Consider the following 20081-nt stretch of genomic DNA (forward strand, 5'->3'; position numbering starts at 1 on the left):
CGGACTACCCCATTCCCGGGAGAAGACGCACGACGAGGTCGATCAGCCAGATCCCGAGGAACGGCGTGATCACTCCCCCGACGCCGTAGATGAGCAGATTACGGCCCAGCAGTCTCGATGCCGATGACGGGCGATAGCGGACGCCCCGCAGCGACAACGGGATCAGCGCCACGATGACGAGCGCGTTGAAGATCACCGCCGAGACGATCGCCGACTGTGCCGAGTGCAACCGCATGACGTTGAGCGCATCGAGCTGCGGATAGATGCCGCCGAAGAGCGCAGGCAGGATGGCGAAATACTTGGCGAGGTCGTTGGCCAGCGAGAATGTGGTCAACGCGCCACGGGTGATCAGCAGCTGTTTGCCGATCGCGACGACGTCGATCAGTTTGGTCGGATCGGAGTCGAGGTCGACCATGTTGCCTGCCTCTTTCGCCGCCGACGTCCCGGTGTTCATCGCCAGCCCGACGTCGGCCTGGGCGAGCGCCGGAGCGTCGTTGGTGCCGTCCCCGGTCATGGCCACCAGACGACCGCCTGACTGTTCGGTACGGATCAGTGCCAGCTTGTCTTCCGGCGTCGCCTCCGCGACGAAGTCGTCGACCCCGGCTTCCGCCGCGATCGCCTGCGCGGTCAGCGGGTTGTCGCCGGTCACCATGACCGTCCGGATGCCCATCGCACGGAGTTGCGCGAATCGCCCGGCCATCCCCGGTTTCACCACATCCGACAACCGGATCACGCCGAGCACGCGCGGCACACCCGCATCCCCGCCGACAGCACCGCGCACTGCCACCACCAGAGGCGTTGCGCCCCCCGACGACACCCGCGCCACCTGCTCGTGCACGGCCTCGGGAACCGTCCCACCATGGCCGCGCACCCACCGCACGACGGCGTCGGCCGCTCCCTTGCGGTACTCGACCGTGCCGCCACGCCCGTGCACGTCGATACCGCTCATGCGGGTCTCCGCGGTGAACGCGACCGCGTCGTACTCGGGATGCTCACGCGAGCGCGCGGCCACGACCGTCGAATCGTCGATCGTCTCGATGCCGTACTCGTGGACGCAGAGGCCGACGATGCTGCGGCCCTCGGGGGTGTCGTCGGCGAGACTGCACCGGTACGCCACCTCAGCGAGTTGTGTGGTCTCCACACCTGGCGCACCGGTCAGCTCGGTCGCACGCCTGTTGCCGAACGTGATGGTCCCCGTCTTGTCCATCAGCAGGGTGTCGACGTCGCCTGCCGCCTCCACCGCCCGCCCCGACATCGCGAGCACGTTGCGCTGCACCAACCGGTCCATGCCGGCGATCCCGATCGACGACAGCAGCGCCCCGATCGTGGTCGGGATCAGGCACACCAGCAGCGCGATCAGCTTGATCGGGTCGGGCGATTGCCCGGCGTATTGCTGCATCGGGCCGACGGCCACGACGGCGAGCAGGAAGATGATCGTGAGGCTCGTCAGCAGAATGTCGAGTGCGATCTCGTTCGGCGTCTTCTTCCGAGAAGCCCCTTCCACCAACGCGATCATCCGATCGACGAAGGTCGCACCGGGCGCCGTGGTGATCCTGACGATGATCCGGTCCGACAACACCACGGTGCCTCCGGTCACCGCGGAGCGGTCGCCGCCGGATTCCCTCACGACCGGGGCTGATTCGCCGGTTATGGCGGATTCGTCGACCGTGGCGATCCCCTCGACGACGTCGCCGTCGCCTGCGATCACCTCACCCGCCTCGACGACGATGAGATCGCCGATCCGCAACCCGCCGCCGGGGACCTCGACGGTGGAGCCGTCCGCACCGAGCCGGCGGGCCATGGTGTCGCGCTTGACCTTCCGCAGGCTGTCGGCCTGCGCCCGGCCACGTCCCTCGGCGACCGCTTCCGCCAGGTTCGCGAACACCACCGTGAACGAGAGCCACACCGTCACTGCCCAGGAGAACCAGCTCGGTTGCCAGATCGCCAATGCGGTGGTCACGATCGCACCCAGGTAGACGACGAACATGACCGGATTGCGGGCTTGGGCACGAGGGGTGAGTTTCCGGACGGCCTGCGGGATCGACGCGACCAGTTGGCGGGCATCGAACGCTCCGGTCGTCACGAGGACCGTCGAGCGTCCCGCGTCCGCCTCAGCCGCGCCGTCCGGCCGCCCGTCCCCCGAGGAGCGAGCCTGCGAGCGTCCCGCGGCTTCCCGAACAGTCTCCAGCACAGGATGATTCACAACACTGCCTCTGCAATCGGTCCCAGCGCCATCGCAGGGAAGAAGGTGAGCCCGGCGACGAGCAGAATGGTGCCGAGCAGCAGCACGCCGAACAGCGGGCCATGGGTCGGGAGGGTCGACGCGTCGGAATCGGCGGTTGTGGTGGACGCCTCGGTCCGGGCGAGAGTCATCGTCGCGAAGCCGTTGTCGCTCGCCGACGTGCCGGACTCGACAGAGCCAACGGGCGCGAGAGCGTGATCCCCGACCGCGACATCCCGCGATCGCGGACGCTGCTTGGCGAGCCGCCCCGCCAGCGCCAGCACGAAGATGATCGGCAGAAAACGACCCAACAGCATCGCGAGACCCAAGGACGTCTGGAACCAATCACTGGTCACCGTCAACCCGCCGAAAGCACTGCCGTTGTTGTTCGCAGCCGAGGCGTATGCGTACAACACCTCGCCGAATCCGTGGATCGACCCCGGCGTGCCCGGATCGCCGCTGTTGCCCTGGAATCCGGTCGTGGATCCGAGGATGACGGAGACCGCGGTACCGGAGAGAACCAGCGCAGGCATCACCAGGACGTACAGCGCCGCGAGGGTGACCTCGTGTTGTCCGACCTTCTTGCCCATGAACTCCGGAGACCGTCCGACCAGCAGCCCGCCGACGAACACCGTGATCACCGCCATCACCAGGATGCTGTACAGACCGGCTCCCACTCCACCGGGCGCGACCTCGCCGAGCAGCATGTTCCAGATCAGCGCGCCGCCGCCGGCCGCGGAGAAACTGTCGTGCGCGGAGTTCACCGCGCCGGTCGAGGTTCCCGTTGTCGAAACGGCCCACAAGGCCGACGCCGGGATTCCGAACCGCTGTTCCTTGCCTTCCATCATCGCCCCCGCGGCGTTCGATGCGACTCCGTCGGTGCGTGATTCGAAGATCCACACAACGGTGAGCATCGTCGCCCAGATGGTCGCCATCACACCCAGCAGGGTGTGACCTTGACGCCGGTCCCCGACCAGGGTGCCGTAGGTCCGGGTGAGACACACCGGGATCACCAGCAGCGCAAGGATCTCCACGACGTTGGACAGCGGTGTCGGGTTGGAGAACGGATGTGCCGAGTTGACCGACAGGGTTCCACCACCATTGGTCCCGAGTTCCTTGATCGCCTCCTGCGACGCGAACGGCCCGAGCATGCTGTGCGCCTGCCGCCCGTCGAGCGTGGTGAAGTCGAAGCCGGTCCGCAACGATTGGACCGCACCCTGGGTGAGCAGGATGATTGCGACGATGATGCTCAGTGGCAACAGGATTCGGACCGTGCCGCGCACCAGGTCGACCCAGAAATTGCCGACCTCGCCAGTGCCGCGTCGGTTGACGATGCCACGGATGAACGCGATCGCCACGGCCATCCCGACCGCCGCCGACAGGAAGTTCTGCACCGCCAGACCGAGCATCTGGGTGAGATTGCTCATCACCACCTCAGGCGAATAGGACTGCCAATTGGTGTTGGTGACGAACGAGATCGCCGTGTTGAAGGCCATCGACGGCGAGACTCCCGCCTTGCCGTCCGCCCAGGGCAGCACGCCTTGAACCCGTTGGAGCACATACAGCAACACGAACGAGACCAGCGAGAAGGCCAGTACCGCGAGAGCGTATGCCACCCAGGTCTGTTGCCGGCGCGGGTCGATTCGGCCGATCCGGTAGAGGAGCCGTTCTCCGCTGAGGTGGCGATCCGAGTGGTACACCCGCGCCATGTAGTCCCCGAGCGGGACATACAGGGCGCCCAGCACGATGATCACCATCGCCAGCTGAAGGAAGCCGGCAGCTGTCACGGACACGTCAGAACCTCTCCGGGACGATGAGTGCCACCAGCAGGTAGACGACGACCACGGCGGCCACTACGACGAGGAGCACGTTGATCACCCCATCGGCGGTCATCGGCTCGTCCTCGCGTCGATACCGCGGACGGTCAGCAGGCACACCACGAATCCTGCGATCGCCGCGAGTAGATACAGCACGTCAGCCACTTCCGCTCCACTCCTGTGTCGGTGCCGCGCAGCACTTTCTGCGCAGCCGCGCTTCACAGGATCACTCTCGATCGCAGCCGGCGACAGAACCCTTAACGGAATCCATACGCCCAAAACCCACTATTTGACGCCCCCCCACACGCCCCTTCCCACGACCCCCACCCCCCAGCCGCGACGGTTCCCGTCATCCGCGACGGCATTCAGGGGGCGCGGATGACGGGAACCGTCGCGGCTGCATGTGGGGGTTGGTTGGGGGGGTGGGTTGGGGAGGTGGGTGGGAGTCAGGGGGTGGGGGTTATGGAGAGTCCGACCGTGCCGCTCTTGCCGCGGCGCAGGAGGCTGCCCTTGACCGTCAGCCACCCGAGAATCCCGTACTTGCCGATGATCAGGCCACGGATCTTCTCGGGGTACCGGCGTCATCGAGGATCTCGGCGGTGCCGTTCACCGCCGCGCCGGTGGTCTTGCGACCCCGTGCATCACATGCCTGCACGACGACCCTCGGATCGCGGCGAATGCGCTTGACCTTCCACGAGTCCGCGGCGGTCCACATCGTCAGTCGCTCACCGTCGATCGCCGCCCACAATGGCGTGGCCACCGGCGTGCCGTCCTTGCGGAAGGTGGTCAGCTGCACGTACTTGGCCTGCGCCGCCTCGCCGAATGGCGTGCGCGAACTCTGATCGGTCACATGGGTCAGGCTACCCGGGCGAACAACGATTGCCCGTCGTTGACAGACAGAGACTCCGCCGCGACACCCGCCTCGGACAACGTCGCCCACGCCGTGACCTGATTCGCCGACAACACCGGTTTGCCCAGCTCGGCCTCCATCACTCCCAGGACGTCGTAGGTCCAGAGATTGGTGCAGGACACGAACACCGCGTCGGCGTCGGGGTGGTCGGCGGAGCGGATGAGATCACAGGTCACCGCGTACGGAATGGTCCAGATCTCGTGATCGCGCCCGAGCCCCGACTGCGCGACGACGCTGCGACCGGACTCGGACAGGAAATCGCAGAGCAGTCCGGTGAGCGCCGAGGTGTAGGGCGTGGCCACCGCGATCCGACCGATGCCCATCATGTCCAGGGCGCGGACGAGGGCCTCTGAGGTGGTCACCGCGGCAGGCGCACCGGCTGCCAGCATGCAATGGGAGAGTTCCTGCGCACCGGCCATGCCATAGACGAAGCTCCCCGAGGCGCACGCGTACCCGAACACCCGTGGTCCCACCGCCAGAACGCTGCGTACCGCTGCGGCGATCTCGGAGTGATTGTTCAGGTCGCGGCAGAGGTCGACGTCGACAGGAGCGTCGAGAAAGCCTGTCCTGGTGAAATACAGCGACACCGAGTCGGGCATCCACCGCCACAGCTCGCGGTCGAGAGCCATGTCGAAGGGACACACCATCCCGATGCCCACCTGCTGTTGCGGTGGGTTACCTGGGAATTCGACCGGTTTCATGCTCGAATGATGACATATTGTCAGATTGTCAACAATCCTGATTCGATGACGTTTGTGTTACCGGCATCGGTGCAGGTCGTGCCGGACGTCACCCGATCGGTCACGGCACCCCGAACGCGATCACGCGGAGGGGATGTACCCGGATCAGCGCGTCATCCATCCCCGACCGGTTCCCCGTGCCGCCGATCACCTGCTCGCCGCGCCCCCGGATCTCCACCATGCGCACGCGCCACGGATCGAAAGACGCGATGTCGTCGACGACGAAGGCCACCCGGTCGTTTCGGACGAGGTTGCGGAACTTCCGGCTCCGCGTCAGGTTCCAGCCACCGATGTCGATGGTGCCCAATTCACGATTGATCCGGAAACCGACCGGACTGTTCTGTGGCGCACCGTCTTTGTCGACGGTGGCCAGCCGACCGAGCCGCTGCGACGCGAGATACTCGAGGATGTCGGGGTTCATCAGCTCGGACTCGTTCATCGCCGGCCTCATCGCGTCGGCAGCGTATCGACGATCGGCGTGTTCTGGGCGCCTGCCACCCACCATCGCCCCGCTCGCTCCACGAGCACGTACATCGCCATCTCGGAGAATCCGCCATCGATCGCATGCCTCCCGACCTGTGCGACGACGACGCCCGGCGCGGGCGCGATCGCCTGCGCCGCCTCGAACCTCGACTCGGGCGCCACTTTCGCAGGAACCATCTGCCGGTGGATGGCGTTCAGTGGTGCAAAGCCCTTCAGAACCCGGCCTTTCGGGGTCCCCCAGAGGATGTCGTCGGCGAACATGTCGTCGTAGGTGTCCGCGGACGCACCGTCGAGCCCACCGTGCAGATGGTCGAGCAGTTCGCCGACCACCGTCCCGACATCGACGGACTCGTCATGGAGCGCGGGACGACTCTCCCGGCCGGATTCGATCACTGAATTGGTCATGGTCGCGACGCTAAGACCTCAAGTTCAGTTGAAGTCAAGCACGCGAAGGTCAGGCGTTCTCGGTGCGTGCCGGGCGACGAACCGACGACCGGGCCGTTGCCACTCGGGGCCGGATCACGCACTCGTGCGCGTGGTCGTTGACGATCCCACTCGCCTGCATCAGCGCGAACATGGTGGTCGGGCCGACGAACTTCCAGCCGCGCTTCTTGAGGTCCTTGGACAGCGCGATGGATTCTGCCGAGGTGGTCTGGGTCTGTGGCTCGGGTTCGGATTCCGGTTCGTATCGCCAGAAGTACGCCGACAGTGACCCTTCGCTCTCGATGAGTTCCTCCGCACGTCGTGCGTTGTTGATGACCGCCTCGATCTTGCCGCGGTGACGAACGATCCCCGCATCGGCGAGCATCCGTTCGACGTCGGACTCGGTGAACCTCGCGACCTTCTCGATGCCGAATCCGGAGAAGGCCGCCCGGAAGTTCTCGCGCTTGGTCAGGATGGTGCGCCAGCTCAGACCGGACTGGAAACCCTCGAGGGCCACCCGTTCGAAGAACGCGTCGTCGCCGTCGAGCGGAAAGCCCCATTCGTCGTCGTGGTAGGTCGTCTCCGGTTCGACGCCCGCCCACCCGCACCGCGTCACGCCGTCGTCGCCGGTGGTCACAAAGGCCATGGGCCCTCCTCGTTCGATCGCCAACCGCACCCTACCGCCGGCGCCCGACAGTCGTGCCGCGACGTATTCAGGCGCCTGCCTCCGTTCACCCTGTTGCCGGCCGAGTAGCGGCGAACGGGGTGAGTCGCGTATCGAGGCCGACCTACCCTGGACACGTGACCCCGCATGAGTACGTCCTCAACAGCCCGGACACATTCATCACCGACGCACTGCGCGGCTTTGTCGCCGCCCACCCGTCGATCGCATGGCAGCCTGACCCCGGCTTTCTCCACCGCCGCGACGTGTCGGAGGAGCCCCGGGTCGGCGTCATCTCCGGCGGCGGATCGGGTCACGAGCCGATGCACTCGGGGATGATCGGCGCGGGCATGATCGACGCCGCGTGCCCCGGCCTCGTGTTCACCTCACCCAATGCCCTGCAGATCGTCGGCGCAACCCGGTGGGCCGACCGTGGCAAGGGCGTTCTCCACGTCGTGAAGAACTACACCGGCGACGTGATGAACTTCCGGATCGCTCGCCACATTCTGCGCGATGACGTCGCCACCGACCACGTCGTCGTCGCCGATGACGTCGCCACCGAATCCGAAACGGGTCCGGGCCGACGTGGCACCGGTGCCACCATCATCGTCGAAAAGGTCTGTGGCGCAGCGGCTGCACGCGGACTCGACCTCGCGCACGTCGCCGAACTGGGCAGGCGGACCGCCGACAACGCACGCAGCATCGCGGTCGCCTATCGAGCCTGCACGGTCCCCGGCGCCGACGGGCTCACCTTCGAACTCGATCCCGGCGAGATGGAGTTCGGTGTCGGAATCCACGGTGAAGCCGGCGAGGAGCGCACCACCCGGGTGGGCGCTCACGAATTGGTTTCTCGCATGCTGGAACGGATTTCGGAATCCTTGGGCCTGCAAAGAGGTGAGCGGGTCATCTGCCTGGTCAACGGGCTGGGCTCGGCCCATCCGCTGGAACTGTCGCTGGTGTTCGGGGAGGTCGCTGCCGAACTGGATGCCCGTGGGATCGCCGTCGAGCGATCGATGGTCGGAACGTTTGTCACCGCCCTGGACATGACCGGCTTCTCGATCACACTCGTCCGGCTCGACGACGAGGTCCGGTCGCTTTTCGACGACGAGACCGACGCTCCTGCATGGCCATCGACCATTGCGCGTGGTCGTCCCGCGATCTCCGACATCACCTTCGCCGAACCAGACGACTCGGCCGCCGACGGCACGGAATCCGCGTGGTTATCCGATTTCGTCGGGCAGGTGCTGGGATCGATCGACGATCTGACGACCCTCGATCAGCAGGCAGGCGACGGCGACTTCGGCACCAACATGAAGGCCGCGCTGGGCCACTTCGATCTGCCGTTACAGGGGACCGATGCCGAGGTCCTCACCGCCATCAGCACGTCGTACCTGGTGCGTGCGGGCGGCACGTCCGGCGCCGTGTTCGGCGTCTTGTTCCGTGAACTGGCAGAGGCTTTCGCGGATTCCGACGACTTCGCGACCGCGTTGCGGGTGGGAACGGAATCGGCGCTCACCGAGATCCGAGACCTCGGTGGTGCCGAGGTCGGCGACAACACGGTGGTCGACGCGCTCAGCCCGGCCGCCCGGGCCTTGTCCAACGATGAGGCGTTGCCCACCGTTGCCGACAAGGCAGAGGAGGGCGCCGAATCCACCAGGGACACCACTGCTTCCAAGGGACGAGCGAGTTACGTCGGCGAGAACGCGCGTGGTGTGGTCGATCCCGGTGCGCTGGTGATCTCGTGGCTCTACCGGGCCGCGGCCGAGTCGACCTGACGTCGCCTACTCAGGGGGCGCCCGCACGCTCAGACGCTCTTGACGACTTCGCGGAATGTCTCGTAGGTCGCGGCCAGGGTCTCCGCAGCGACTGCCGAATCAGCAAGCGCGCCCGCCTGGTCACATCGCCAGGCGTCCATCGACAGGTGCATGAGCGACATGTACACCGCGACGACGACCCGCACCCGGCTGTCGTCGGCGGGCAGTTCCATCCGCTCGGCGACCTTGTCGGTGATGCTCCGGTACTTCTTCTCGGCGAGTTCGGTGTTGCGGCCGCTCACCGACGGCGCGCTCTGGATGATCCGATTCATGGTCTCGAATCGGGTCAGGTCGACAGCACCCGTGGGACACTCGCCGCAGAAGATCTGAACCTGCGCGTTGACCAGGGCCTCGAAGGGGTTTCCGGTCCGCGGTTGCGCGTCGAGGGATGCGGCCATCGCGGCGATCATGTCCTCGGCGGGCGCCAGGATGACGTCCTCTTTGGTGGCGAAATACCGGTTGAACGTACGCGGCGAGATGTCGGCTGCGTCTGAGATCTGCTCGACTGTTGTCGACTCGAAACCCTGCGTATCGCACAGATCCAGGGCCGCGGCTATCAGCCGATCGCGCGTCTGCAGCTTCTTGCGCTCGCGAAGACCGGCCTTGAGCTGGCCTGTTCGGCATTCAGCAGGTGTCACGACGAGATTGTAACTCTTCCGGCCAAGAATTTCTGCAGCGTGCGCCAATTGACTGACTCCGTATTTTGTCTCTTGACGACTTCTGTCTGACTCTGCCACTATTGGCTCGCACCGATAGTCCACCTCTCAGGATTGAGGACCTCTTGACCACATCGGACACCGCTCTCTCGCGAGATCTCCCCGACTCCGAACCCTCGTCCGCGCCTCCGGCACACTCACGTCGCTGGTGGGCGCTGGGCATCATCGCGCTGGCCCAACTGATGGTGGTGCTCGACGCCAGCATCATCACGATCGCCCTACCCTTTGCCCAATCCGATCTCGACATCTCCGATGCCAATCGCCAGTGGGCGCTCACCGCGTACACGCTGATGTTCGGCGGACTCCTGCTCCTGGGCGGCCGAATGGCCGACTACCTGGGGCGCAGGCGGATGTTCCTCATCGGGCTCGCCGGTTTCGCCGCGTCGTCGGCGATGGCCGGATTCGCCTGGGACGGTATGTCGTTCTTCGCCGGACGCGCCCTGCAGGGGGTGTTCGCGGCAATGCTCGCGCCGGCGGCGCTGTCCCTGATCACCGTCACGTTCACCGAACACCGCGAGCGGGCCCGCGCCTTTGCGGTCTACGGTGCCGTGTCCGGTGGTGGCGCCGCGATCGGCCTGATCGCCGGTGGTGCACTCACCGAGTTCTTCTCCTGGCGCTGGACCTTGCTGATCAACACCCCGATCGCGATCGTTGCCGCGATCGGCGGACTGATCCTGGTGATCCGGGACGTGCCGTCCGCACGGACCGGCCACTACGACCTCCCCGGTGCGGTGACCGTCACCCTGGGGCTCGTCAGTCTCGTCTACGGTTTCACCAGAGCAGCTGAATCCGGCTGGGGCGCACCATCGACCATCCTGTTGTTCGCTGCCGCCGCAGCGCTGTTGGTCGCATTCGTGATGATCGAGCTGAGAAGCACCAGCCCTCTGCTGCCGCTACGTATCCCGGGTGACCTGAACCGCGGCGGGGCCTATCTGGTGGCGTTCATCGTCCCGACCGCCATGTTCGCGATGTTCTTGTTCCTCAGTTACTACTTCCAGAACACGATGGGCCACACTCCATTGCAGGCGGGTGTCCTGTTCCTGCCGTTCCCGGCGGGGATCATCGTCGCGGCCGCCGCGGCCAGCTCGCTGCTCCCCCGATTCGGACCGCGGCCGCTGATGATGGCGGGCACACTCGCCGGCGCTCTCGGCTACCTCTATCTGGCGCAACTGGATTCGGACTCGACGTGGCTGGCGCACATCCTGCCCAGTGAGCTCCTGATCGCGCTCGGGATGGGCCTGGTGTTCGTCTCGATGCAGTCGGTGGCCTTGCACCGTATCGACGAGAAGGACGCCGGTGTGGCGAGCGCGCTGGTCAACACATCCCAGCAGGTCGGCGGCTCGGTCGGCGTGGCACTCCTGAGCACGATTGTGGCGCAGGTGTTGTCCAACGACGGCCGCAGTGCCATGGCGCTCGATCGCTCCACCGGACAGCCTGTTCCGGTGAACCCGGAGGGCTTCATGGCGGCGAGTATCCACAGCTACGACGTGGCCTTCTACTGCGGAGCGGGGTTCATGTTCCTGGCGTTCCTGGTCATCACCGGCATGATCCGGATGGGACGCCACGAGTTGGGCGACGAACCGCAGAATGCGGCGGTCGTCGCGGCCTGATCGCGGACACACCACTACCGGCGGCCGAGAGCCCCTGCACCGTTTCGGTGCAGGGGCTCAGTAGCGAGCACCCGCTGATAGAGCGCCCAGCACCCGCTGGTTGAGTAGCGACGAACGAGCGAAGCGAGTCCGACGCGTATCGAAACCACGCCGGACCCACTCCGCCCACACGACCCCGGATCAGCCGAGCGCCAACGATTCTCCGTCGGCACCGACATCGACCGGCACCACGTCGCCGTCGTGGATGTCGCCGGCCAGCAACGACTTCGCGAGCTGATCTCCGATCGCCTGCTGCACCAGCCGGCGCAGCGGTCGCGCTCCGTACAACGGATCGAAACCACGCTCGGCCAGCCATTCCTTGGCCTTCGGCGTCACCTCGAGTTCCAGTCGACGCTGCGCGAGGCGCTTGCCGAGCTGTGCGAGCTGGATGTCGACGATGGACACGAGCTCCTCGGGGCTCAGCGCGTCGAAGATCACGACGTCGTCGAGGCGGTTGATGAACTCGGGCTTGAAGGCTGCGCGGACGGCCGCCATCACCTGGTCCTTGTCACCACCCGAGCCGAGGTTCGAGGTGAGGATGAGGATGGTGTTGCGGAAGTCGACCGTGCGGCCCTGACCGTCGGTCAGGCGACCTTCGTCGAGCACCTGCAGCAGCACGTCGAACACGTCCGGGTGCGCCTTCTCGACCTCGTCGAACAGCACCACCGCGTACGGACGTCGCCGCACCGCCTCGGTCAGCTGACCGCCGGACTCGTACCCTACGTAGCCGGGAGGTGCACCGACGAGCCTTGCGACGCTGTGCTTCTCGCCGTACTCACTCATGTCGATCCGCACCATGGCACGCTCGTCGTCGAACAGGAACTCCGCCAGCGCCTTCGCGAGCTCGGTCTTGCCGACGCCGGTCGGTCCGAGGAACAGGAACGATCCCAGCGGACGGTTCGGGTCCGCGACACCGGCACGTGCCCGACGCACCGCGTCCGACACCGCCTGGACCGGCGCCTTCTGGCCGATGACACGTTGTCCGAGTTCATCTTCCATCCGCAACAGCTTGGCGGTCTCACCTTCGAGCATGCGGCCTGCCGGGATACCCGTCCACGACGACACGACCTGCGCCACGTCGTCGGGGCCGACCTCCTCCTGCAACATCACGTCCTGGCCGGGATCGGTGCCGGTCTTCTCCAACGCGGCAGCCAGGTCCTTCTCCAGGCTCGGGATCTTGCCGTAACGGAGTTCCGCCGCACGGCCCAGATCGCTGTCACGCTCGGCCCGATCCGCCTCTCCACGAAGCTGTTCCAGCTGCTCCTTGAGGTCACGGACCGCATCGATGGCAGTCTTCTCCGACTGCCAGCGCGCGGAGAGTTCGTTGAGCTTCTCCTTCTGGTCGGCCAGTTCGCCGCGCAGCTTCTCCAGCCGCTCCTTCGACGCCGCGTCGGTCTCCTTCTCCAAGGCGACCTCCTCGACCTCGAGCCGACGGACGATCCGCTCCACCTCGTCGATCTCGACGGGACGGGAATCGATCTCCATGCGCAGCCGCGACGCGGCCTCGTCGACGAGGTCGATGGCCTTGTCGGGCAGGAAGCGCGCGGTGATGTAGCGGTCCGAGAGCGTCGCCGCCGACACCAGAGCGGAGTCGGTGATGCGCACGCCGTGGTGCACCTCATAGCGGTCCTTCAGACCACGCAGGATGCCGATGGTGTCCTCCACCGTCGGCTCCCCGACGTACACCTGCTGGAACCGGCGTTCCAGCGCTGCGTCCTTCTCGATGTACTGGCGGTACTCCTCGAGCGTGGTGGCGCCGACCAGTCGCAGCTCACCGCGGGCGAGCATCGGCTTGATCATGTTGCCGGCATCCATCGCGGAGTCGCCGGTCGCGCCTGCACCCACGATGGTGTGCAACTCGTCGATGAAGGTGATGACCTGTCCGGCCGAGCCCTTGATCTCGTCGAGCACAGCCTTCAGCCGCTCCTCGAACTCGCCGCGATACTTGGCTCCGGCGACCATCGATCCCATGTCGAGGGAGATGACCGTCTTGTTCCGCAGCGATTCGGGGACGTCGCCCGCGATGATCCGCTGGGCCAGCCCTTCGACGATCGCCGTCTTGCCGACGCCGGGCTCGCCGATGAGAACCGGGTTGTTCTTGGTGCGGCGCGAGAGCACCTGCACGACGCGGCGGATCTCGGTGTCACGACCGATGACCGGGTCGAGCTTGCCCTCACGCGCAGCCGCGGTGAGGTCGGTGGAGTACTTCTCCAGCGCCTGATAGGTCTGCTCGGGGTCGGGTGTGGTCACGCGGGCATTGCCGCGCACGGCGACGAACGCCTCCTGCAACGCCTGGGGTGTCGCGCCCGCATTGGCCAGCAACTTGGCAGTGTCCGAGTCGCCGGTCGCGAGACCCACGAGGATGTGCTCGGTGGAGACGTATTCGTCGCTGAGCTCACCGGCCAGCTGCTGAGCTGCGGTGATCGCCGCGATCGACTCGCGGGAGAGTTGCGGCTGCGCGCTCGCACTGGCCACTGTCGGCGCCCGATCCACCAGCCCCTGGGCCTGCGCACGAACGGTCGACGGATCCACGCCGACCGCTTTGAGCAGCGGTGCGGCGATGCCGTCGGACTGATCGAGCAGCGCCACCAGGATGTGAGCCGGACGTACGTCGGAATTGCCGGCAGCGGCCGCCGCCTGCACAGCAGTACTCAGCGCTGCCTGTGTCTTGGTGGTCGGGTTGAAGCTGTCCACTCGCGTACCTTTCTCTCTTTAGTCTAACAGGCTCAAGTATGAGCCATACGAGACTGAGAACGCCAGCAGAGTTGAGTCTATTCCGCTCAAGTTCTGCTGCTGACGACGTATGTGCCCGCGGCGCTCGGTTCGGCCAGTATCGCGACAAGTCCGGGCCCGACACCTCATGGAGGAGTCGGGCCACCCTCGGCATCACCCCTGTTGTCCCATCCGTGCTCTTCGGCCAGACTCGCCAGATCGAGCTGACGGCGAACATTCGACAGCGCGGACACCGTCGCGATGCCAAAAGCGCCGTCGCGGTCGAACAGGTACGCACTGCCGACCGCGACTCCCCGGCCCATCAACTGATCGATGGCCAGCAGACCGAAATCGGCGCTGTGCGGCATGCGGGACAGCGCGACGGTGAGGTCGGAGTTGATGAAACCGACGCCCTCGGAGCCCCAGTTGCAGACCATGCTGGTGTTCTCGGCGACCATCGCCGCCCGCACGAATCCCGACGACTCCTCCCCCTCGATCAGATGACCCTGGTCCTGCCAGACACTCTTGCGCAGCGCGTTCTGGTTGCTGAGGTAGTCGGTGGACCAGTCCTGATCACCGCTCCGGAACAGCGGGACGTCCCCGCCGTCGCGGGCGGTTCGATCGGGCGGAGTCAGCAATTCGTCGACCGGCGCATGCCACGTCTCGCCGCGCGGATCGTCGGCCGCGGCGGCGATCACCGCTGCGGCCCGCGCCCGTGGCTTGCCGTCCTGCACGATCTCCGCGTCCACCACCACGATGCGCGACCCCTTCCGCATGACCTCGGTGTCCACGGTGAACGGTTGTTTGAGGACCGGGCTGAACATGTCGACCGTCAGGCGGATGGGGATGAAGTCCGGTGGCACATGTCGTTCCAGCGCCCGCGCGAACGCGCCACACACCACCGGCCCGCTGATCTGTTTCTCCGACCACGGACTGCCGGCCCACTTGGTGGGGGTCAGGGTCTCGCCATCGGCGCTGGTGAAGTATGTCGGCATCCACTGTGTCTATCACCTGAGGGCGGTCATACCCCGCGAACCGGTCCGATCCCTAGCGCAGCGGGTCGCCCCACTGCACCTGTTCGCGAATCCTCTTCTTGAGCAGCTTTCCACCGGCGTTGCGCGGCAGCGTTTCTCCGGACACCACCGCGAACTGCGGGATCTTGAAGTCGGCCAGGTTCTCCCGGCAGTGGTCGAGCACCGCATCCAGGTCGAGTTCGCCGGACTCGGAAACCAGTAGTGCCCCGACCTTCTCCCCCATCACGTCGTCGGGCACCGGAACCACCGCGGCGTCCACGACACCAGGCGCCGAGAGCAGCACGGCCTCGACCTCGATACTCGACACGTTCTCGCCGCCGCGATTGATGATGTCCTTGATCCGGTCGACGATGTGGACGCGTCCGGCGTCGTCCACGCGAACCACGTCTCCGGTGTGCAGCCAGCCGTCGACGATCGTCTCGGCGTCGGCGTCGGGTCGCTCCCAGTAGCCGGTCGCGACGTTGGCTCCCCGAACGACCAGTTCGCCGATCGTCGGGTCGTCGGAGATCGGCACGATGCCGATGTCCACCGACGGCACCGCGTATCCCACCGAGTCGGCATGCTCGACGGCATCCCGGTCGGGCAAAACCGTGACCAGGGAGGCCGTTTCGGTCATTCCGTAGCCATTCATGACAGTGGCGTCGCCGAACGCCGCCTGGATCTCCTGCACCGTCGACGGCGCGATCGGCGCGCCGCCATACCCGACAACGCGGACACCGGAAACGTTCGCGTCCACGAAGGCCGGATGGCGCAGCAGGAGCGCATACACCGCGGGCACGGTGACCATGTAACCGATCTTCTCGGCCACGAGCACCTCCACCAACGCGCCGACGTCGAGCTGCGGCATGATCACCGACGTCCCACCGACGTAGGTGGCGACGAGGAGCTGCGAGTTGCAACCGGTCACGTGGAACAACGGCACCGAGATCAGGGTCCGATAGTCGGCGCCCACATCGCGGGAGAGACCGGAACAGCGAATCATGTTCTCGGCGTTGGCGACAAAGGCTTCATGTGTGGTGGGGACGCCCTTGGGGCGGCCGGTGGTGCCCGACGTGTAGAACAGCGCCGCGACGTCGCCCGCCGTCGCCGTGTCGACGGCGTACGGTTCGCCATCCGGGAGCGCCGTACCCGGAGCCAGGTCCAGTGTGACCCCCGCGTTCTCGAGGACGAACGCCACCTCGGGCTCAGCCGATCGGGTGTTCACCGCGACGGCGATCCCGCCCGAGAGCACGGTGCCCCAGAAGCCCAGTACCCAGTCCACGCCTGCCGCGTAGCGGACCGAGACACGATCCCCGTTTGCCACGCCCTGAGCTCGCAGACCACCTGCGACGCGCGCGGCCGCGTCCCAGAGCTCGGCATAGGTCAATCGGCGACCACCGAGTTCGACCACGGCCTCGACATCCGGCTGGGCGGCGGCCCGCTCGCGGAGAACGTCGATGAACGTCGCCGGGACGTCCGCGTATCGCAGGATCCCGGTGGCGTCCCGCACCACCCCGTCCTGGCCGAACGGATTGTGGTCGCGACTGATCTCGATGACGGCGTTGTCGGTCATCACCTGTTTGTACTCCGCACCGTTCGATCCGCGTCGGGTGTCGGCCAAATGCCCAGGCGCGTCGGCCGATCCGGTCGTCGTCAGTCGGTGGACAACTCCCCCGCCGCCTGGCCCAGCCTGCTCAGCAGCGCCCGGGCCGTCGCCCCACCGCCGTCGCCGACGGCTGACCGTAGAAACGATTCCTCCATCGCACGGATCTGCCGCTTGACCCTCGCATGCGCCTGCTGTCCGGCGATGGTCATCGAGACCGTCACCCGCCTGCGATCAGTGGATCGCGCCCGATCGACCAGTCCCCGGTCGGACAATGCGTCGAGGAGGTGACCCAGCCGGGTCGGGTCGCGCCGCGTCCGCTGCGACAGGTCTGCCTGCGAGATCGCGGTGGCGTCGGCGAGCGCATCGAGCACCACGTACTCCCACATGGACAGCCCCGCCTCGTCCAGAATCGGCGTCTCCGCGGCCACCATCGCGCGGGCCAGCGCCCCGGCCGCGGCGCCGAGATCCATCCCACGATCGTCACCCGTCACGAATTGCCCCTTCCAATTTCATCTACCGTGGTAGATGATTACCCCATGACGACATTCACCGAACTCCATCGTCGCGCACTGACCGATGCCGACGACATGATCGACGCACTCACATCAGCGATGATGCCCAACGCAAGCCGCTGCGTGGGCTGGACGATCGAAGATCTGGTCTGCCACATGGTGGGCCAGAACTTCGGGTTCGCCGACGCGATCGCCGACGGCGACGCCGACCGGTCCGCCTACCGGCCGCGATCTCACACTCTCTGGGATGAGTCGAGGATCGCACTGACCACGGCCATCGACGGTGATCCCGCCGGCGAGGTACGCCTGGTCGAGATCACCGATGAGGTGTTTCCCCTCGATGCCGTCCTGGCGATACATACGCTCGACCTGGCAGTCCACGTGTGGGACGCTCTCGGAGACGCTTACCGACCATCCCCCGACATCGTGGAACTCGTTCTTGCACAAGCAGAACGAATCCCGACAGATCGAGGGGCCGACGCGGTCTTCGGCCCGGTCCGCGACGTCGTGGACGGTGACGCGTGGCATCGCGCGCTGGGACTTCTCGGCCGGAGCAGTCAGACGAGTGGTTCGTCACCGCTGGTTGAGTAGCGTCGCACGAGCGGAGCGAGTCCGATGCGTATCGAAACCCTGCGAACCGATCCGACCCTCGTCACGGCCAGAAGATCGTGCCGTTCAGGAAGTCCTGGGCGTAGCGTCCACCCACCTTGTACTCGCCTCCGAGTGGCACGCCGTAATACCCGGCCGCACCCTTCTGTGCCTGCCACTTCTTCAGGATTCCGCCCCGGACGACCTGAACACCGCCCGAATCGCTGAAGCAGATGACGCCGCCCTGGAAGTTGTTCAGGCTTCCGCTACCCACCTTGAGTTCACTGCTGGTCGGGTACCCCATCGGACCGCGTTCCGCGCCCATCCGTTGCCACCGCTGGCGGATGGCGCCACCCACCTCGTGCGGCTTGCCGTCACCCACCGACGGATGCCAGTAGAACGACGCGTCGCGTTTGAAGTTCTGAAAGCGACCGCCCTTGGCCGCGGCATGTTCGGGGCCGGTCGGCATACCCCATTTGAGGATGCCCCCGCTGAAGATGTATGCGTCCCCGATCTTGCCTCCCACGGAGTGACCGCCGAGAACCATGTCCGCATTGGCCGGCGCTGCCGGACGCGCGACACCGAGAACGCCCCCGACGGCGGAAACGGCGAGAATCAGCGACGCCGCGAGGGCTCGCCGCGTGGCGGACGAGCGCCCGGCCGGACGAGAGGGAGAGATCGCGGAAGGGATCGGCCGCAGCGAAGTCTGAAGTCTCGACATGTTCCGGAGTCTACGTATGCGGGCCTGCGAGCCGGATGCGGGGTGAAATGTCGGATTCAGAAGGTTTGAGCCGCAATAGTATTCGCTGGTCAAGCCGGTTCCGGGATGATCAGGAAGGCGCCACGGGCCCGGCTCCGGTCCGGAAGTCCGCCCGCTCGACCAGCCTCGATACCACCAGCCCCGCGATCAAACCCCAGAATGCCGAGCCGATGTTCAAGAAGCTCAGGTCCGAGATCGAGACGAGGAACGTCACCAGCGCACCCATCGTGAACCGCGAGCTGAACGCCGATCGGAATGCGTTCTGGAGAGCACCCAGCAGCGCCAGCCCGCCGACGGTGGCGATGAAGGCCGCGGGCATCGCCTCCATCAGCGTGACGAAGAGCGGGGCGAACAACCCGACCGCGATGGCGAGCACACCGAATGTGAGTGCGGCGGTGTACTGGCGCCGTCGTTCTCCGCCGGCGACGAGCAGCGCATTGGTCGGTCCGGCAAGGCAGCTCGAGATCGCCCCGACTGCCGACGACAGGATCGACCACACCCCGCACGCGACCGTGACGACGTTGACCGGTGGCTGGTGGCCTGCCGACTTCAGCACGGCGACTCCCTGACCGTTCTGCACGACGATCACGGTGATCACCAGCGGGACCACCAATTCCAGCATTGCGCGGACACTGAAGTCGGGCGCCTGCACCAGTGGGGTCGCCAACCAGGACGCCGTCTCGTGGCCGAGGTGGAACTTGCCACTCACCGCCACGGCCACCGCGCCTGCCAGACATGCGCCGATGATCGGCGGCATCCACCGGGACAGGGTGCCATGGCACTGCAGGACGAAGAATGCGATCACGATCGGAAGCGCCACAACCGGATCCGCACCGACGGAACGCACGATGTCGATACCGAACTGGAGGAAGACGCCCGCCACCATCGCCATCACGATCGGTGTCGGCAAGGCCGACATGACTTTTCGCACGCGCCCGGTCAGTCCGATGGCGAAGATCAACAGTCCGCTGACGAGAAACGCGCCGAGCACCTCGGCCCAGGAGAGGTGTTTCAGGGATGCACCGACGAGTACGGTCCCGGGGATCGTCCATGCAAACGCCAGCGGCATGCGATACACCCAGCTGGCGATCAGGGTCAGGACGCCGTTGAGGACGAATACACCGAAGATCCACGACGACAGGACCGTCGCGTCGAGCTTCCCGGCGGACCCGGCCGCCAGGATCACCGCCACCGGGCCGGAGGCCGAGAAGATCAGCCCGACGACCCCGTTGACGATGTAGGTGCCGCCGAGGTCGCGGAGCACCTCGCGAGGTCGGAGGAGCCGACCGCTCGGACGCTCCACGACCGAACCGGTCGAGTGATGACGGTCCTCGGTTGTCTCCGCTACGGACTCGGGCGCGGACATGACGTGAGATCTCCTCGTCCCGCCGGTTGCTCCAACACGGCGCTTGGTGGCCGATGTTCGAGCGTAGGTCGACGATTGTTGGACGAGAAA

At 66.2% G+C, this 20081-nt stretch carries 17 protein-coding genes and 1 pseudogene; 3 read left to right on the forward strand and 15 right to left on the reverse strand.

Translation table 11 applies throughout. The features are described from left to right. Positions 1-4: 4 nt before the first annotated feature. The 8 genes and pseudogenes from kdpB to IDF66_RS06800 form a co-directional block, all read right to left on the reverse strand. The gene (gene kdpB / locus IDF66_RS06765; RefSeq protein ID WP_317628606.1) at positions 5-2083 is read right to left on the reverse strand and encodes a potassium-transporting ATPase subunit KdpB; all 2079 of its coding nucleotides are present in this window, start codon (positions 2081-2083) and stop codon (positions 5-7) included. A gap of 116 nt (positions 2084-2199) precedes the next feature. Further along, a complete protein-coding gene (gene kdpA / locus IDF66_RS06770; RefSeq protein WP_190266134.1) occupies positions 2200-4014 on the reverse strand; it encodes a potassium-transporting ATPase subunit KdpA in 1815 nt (604 codons plus the stop codon). Between the two features lies 1 nt (position 4015). Then, entirely contained in the window at positions 4016-4114 is a 99-nt protein-coding gene (locus IDF66_RS06775; protein ID WP_190266135.1) for a potassium-transporting ATPase subunit F, read from the reverse strand. A gap of 370 nt (positions 4115-4484) precedes the next feature. Further along, a pseudogene (locus IDF66_RS06780) lies at positions 4485-4888 on the reverse strand (PPOX class F420-dependent oxidoreductase). 5 nt (positions 4889-4893) lie between these two features. Beyond that, a complete protein-coding gene (locus IDF66_RS06785) occupies positions 4894-5649 on the reverse strand; it encodes a maleate cis-trans isomerase family protein (protein WP_164310720.1) in 756 nt (251 codons plus the stop codon). 100 nt (positions 5650-5749) lie between these two features. Continuing rightward, entirely contained in the window at positions 5750-6127 is a 378-nt protein-coding gene (locus IDF66_RS06790; RefSeq protein WP_223309125.1) for a PPOX class F420-dependent oxidoreductase, read from the reverse strand. Positions 6128-6135: 8 nt separating this feature from the next. Beyond that, positions 6136-6576 carry a nuclear transport factor 2 family protein gene (locus IDF66_RS06795; RefSeq protein ID WP_190266136.1) on the reverse strand — a complete coding sequence of 147 codons (441 nt, stop codon included), beginning with the start codon at positions 6574-6576 and terminating at the stop codon, positions 6136-6138. Positions 6577-6625: 49 nt separating this feature from the next. Continuing rightward, entirely contained in the window at positions 6626-7240 is a 615-nt protein-coding gene (locus tag IDF66_RS06800; protein WP_190266137.1) for a DNA-3-methyladenine glycosylase I, read from the reverse strand. Positions 7241-7395: 155 nt separating this feature from the next. Here IDF66_RS06800 and IDF66_RS06805 point away from each other — a divergent pair, with 155 nt between their 5' ends. Then, on the forward strand, positions 7396-9030 hold the full coding sequence (locus IDF66_RS06805; RefSeq protein WP_190266138.1) for a dihydroxyacetone kinase family protein: 1635 nt from the start codon (positions 7396-7398) through the stop codon (positions 9028-9030). A gap of 29 nt (positions 9031-9059) precedes the next feature. Here IDF66_RS06805 and IDF66_RS06810 read toward each other — a convergent pair whose 3' ends face one another. Beyond that, the gene (locus IDF66_RS06810; protein ID WP_317628607.1) at positions 9060-9707 is read right to left on the reverse strand and encodes a TetR/AcrR family transcriptional regulator; all 648 of its coding nucleotides are present in this window, start codon (positions 9705-9707) and stop codon (positions 9060-9062) included. 143 nt (positions 9708-9850) lie between these two features. Here IDF66_RS06810 and IDF66_RS06815 point away from each other — a divergent pair, with 143 nt between their 5' ends. Further along, complete coding sequence (locus IDF66_RS06815; protein ID WP_223309127.1) at positions 9851-11395, forward strand: MFS transporter; 1545 nt, start codon at positions 9851-9853, stop codon at positions 11393-11395. Between the two features lie 180 nt (positions 11396-11575). Here the strand turns inward: IDF66_RS06815 and clpB are convergent, their stop codons facing one another. The 4 genes from clpB to IDF66_RS06835 form a co-directional block, all read right to left on the reverse strand. Further along, positions 11576-14128 (reverse strand): ATP-dependent chaperone ClpB, encoded by a 2553-nt coding sequence (clpB, locus tag IDF66_RS06820; RefSeq protein WP_190266139.1) that lies wholly within the window; start codon positions 14126-14128, stop codon positions 11576-11578. Between the two features lie 164 nt (positions 14129-14292). After that, on the reverse strand, positions 14293-15141 hold the full coding sequence (locus IDF66_RS06825; RefSeq protein ID WP_190266140.1) for an acyl-CoA thioesterase domain-containing protein: 849 nt from the start codon (positions 15139-15141) through the stop codon (positions 14293-14295). 52 nt (positions 15142-15193) lie between these two features. After that, positions 15194-16732, reverse strand: coding sequence for a class I adenylate-forming enzyme family protein (locus tag IDF66_RS06830; RefSeq protein ID WP_190266141.1), 1539 nt, complete (start codon positions 16730-16732; stop codon positions 15194-15196). Between the two features lie 80 nt (positions 16733-16812). Then, positions 16813-17256, reverse strand: coding sequence for a MarR family winged helix-turn-helix transcriptional regulator (locus IDF66_RS06835; RefSeq protein ID WP_190266142.1), 444 nt, complete (start codon positions 17254-17256; stop codon positions 16813-16815). A gap of 45 nt (positions 17257-17301) precedes the next feature. Here IDF66_RS06835 and IDF66_RS06840 point away from each other — a divergent pair, with 45 nt between their 5' ends. Then, the gene (locus tag IDF66_RS06840; protein ID WP_190266143.1) at positions 17302-17868 is read left to right on the forward strand and encodes a maleylpyruvate isomerase N-terminal domain-containing protein; all 567 of its coding nucleotides are present in this window, start codon (positions 17302-17304) and stop codon (positions 17866-17868) included. Between the two features lie 61 nt (positions 17869-17929). Here the strand turns inward: IDF66_RS06840 and IDF66_RS06845 are convergent, their stop codons facing one another. Beyond that, entirely contained in the window at positions 17930-18586 is a 657-nt protein-coding gene (locus IDF66_RS06845) for an LGFP repeat-containing protein (protein WP_190266144.1), read from the reverse strand. A 109-nt stretch (positions 18587-18695) separates the two neighbouring features. Continuing rightward, positions 18696-19991: a benzoate/H(+) symporter BenE family transporter gene (locus tag IDF66_RS06850; protein ID WP_190266145.1), complete on the reverse strand. Its 1296-nt coding sequence runs from the start codon at positions 19989-19991 to the stop codon at positions 18696-18698. Positions 19992-20081 lie beyond the last annotated feature (90 nt).

Source organism: Gordonia hankookensis (assembly GCF_014673215.1).
GTDB classification, from domain to species: Bacteria; Actinomycetota; Actinomycetes; order Mycobacteriales; family Mycobacteriaceae; genus Gordonia; species Gordonia hankookensis.

Bases quoted from the DNA above. Each gene is read 5' to 3' on its own strand.
- IDF66_RS06775 (WP_190266135.1), bottom strand. From the start codon at position 4,114: ATGACCGCCGATGGGGTGATCAACGTGCTCCTCGTCGTAGTGGCCGCC.
- IDF66_RS06845 (WP_190266144.1), bottom strand. From the start codon at position 18,586: ATGTCGAGACTTCAGACTTCGCTGCGGCCGATCCCTTCCGCGATCTCT.
- IDF66_RS06795 (WP_190266136.1), bottom strand. From the start codon at position 6,576: ATGACCAATTCAGTGATCGAATCCGGCCGGGAGAGTCGTCCCGCGCTC.
- IDF66_RS06830 (WP_190266141.1), bottom strand. From the start codon at position 16,732: ATGACCGACAACGCCGTCATCGAGATCAGTCGCGACCACAATCCGTTC.
- IDF66_RS06825 (WP_190266140.1), bottom strand. From the start codon at position 15,141: ATGCCGACATACTTCACCAGCGCCGATGGCGAGACCCTGACCCCCACC.
- IDF66_RS06785 (WP_164310720.1), bottom strand. From the start codon at position 5,649: ATGAAACCGGTCGAATTCCCAGGTAACCCACCGCAACAGCAGGTGGGC.
- IDF66_RS06840 (WP_190266143.1), top strand. From the start codon at position 17,302: ATGACGACATTCACCGAACTCCATCGTCGCGCACTGACCGATGCCGAC.
- IDF66_RS06790 (WP_223309125.1), bottom strand. From the start codon at position 6,127: ATGAACGAGTCCGAGCTGATGAACCCCGACATCCTCGAGTATCTCGCG.
- IDF66_RS06800 (WP_190266137.1), bottom strand. From the start codon at position 7,240: ATGGCCTTTGTGACCACCGGCGACGACGGCGTGACGCGGTGCGGGTGG.
- IDF66_RS06850 (WP_190266145.1), bottom strand. From the start codon at position 19,991: ATGTCCGCGCCCGAGTCCGTAGCGGAGACAACCGAGGACCGTCATCAC.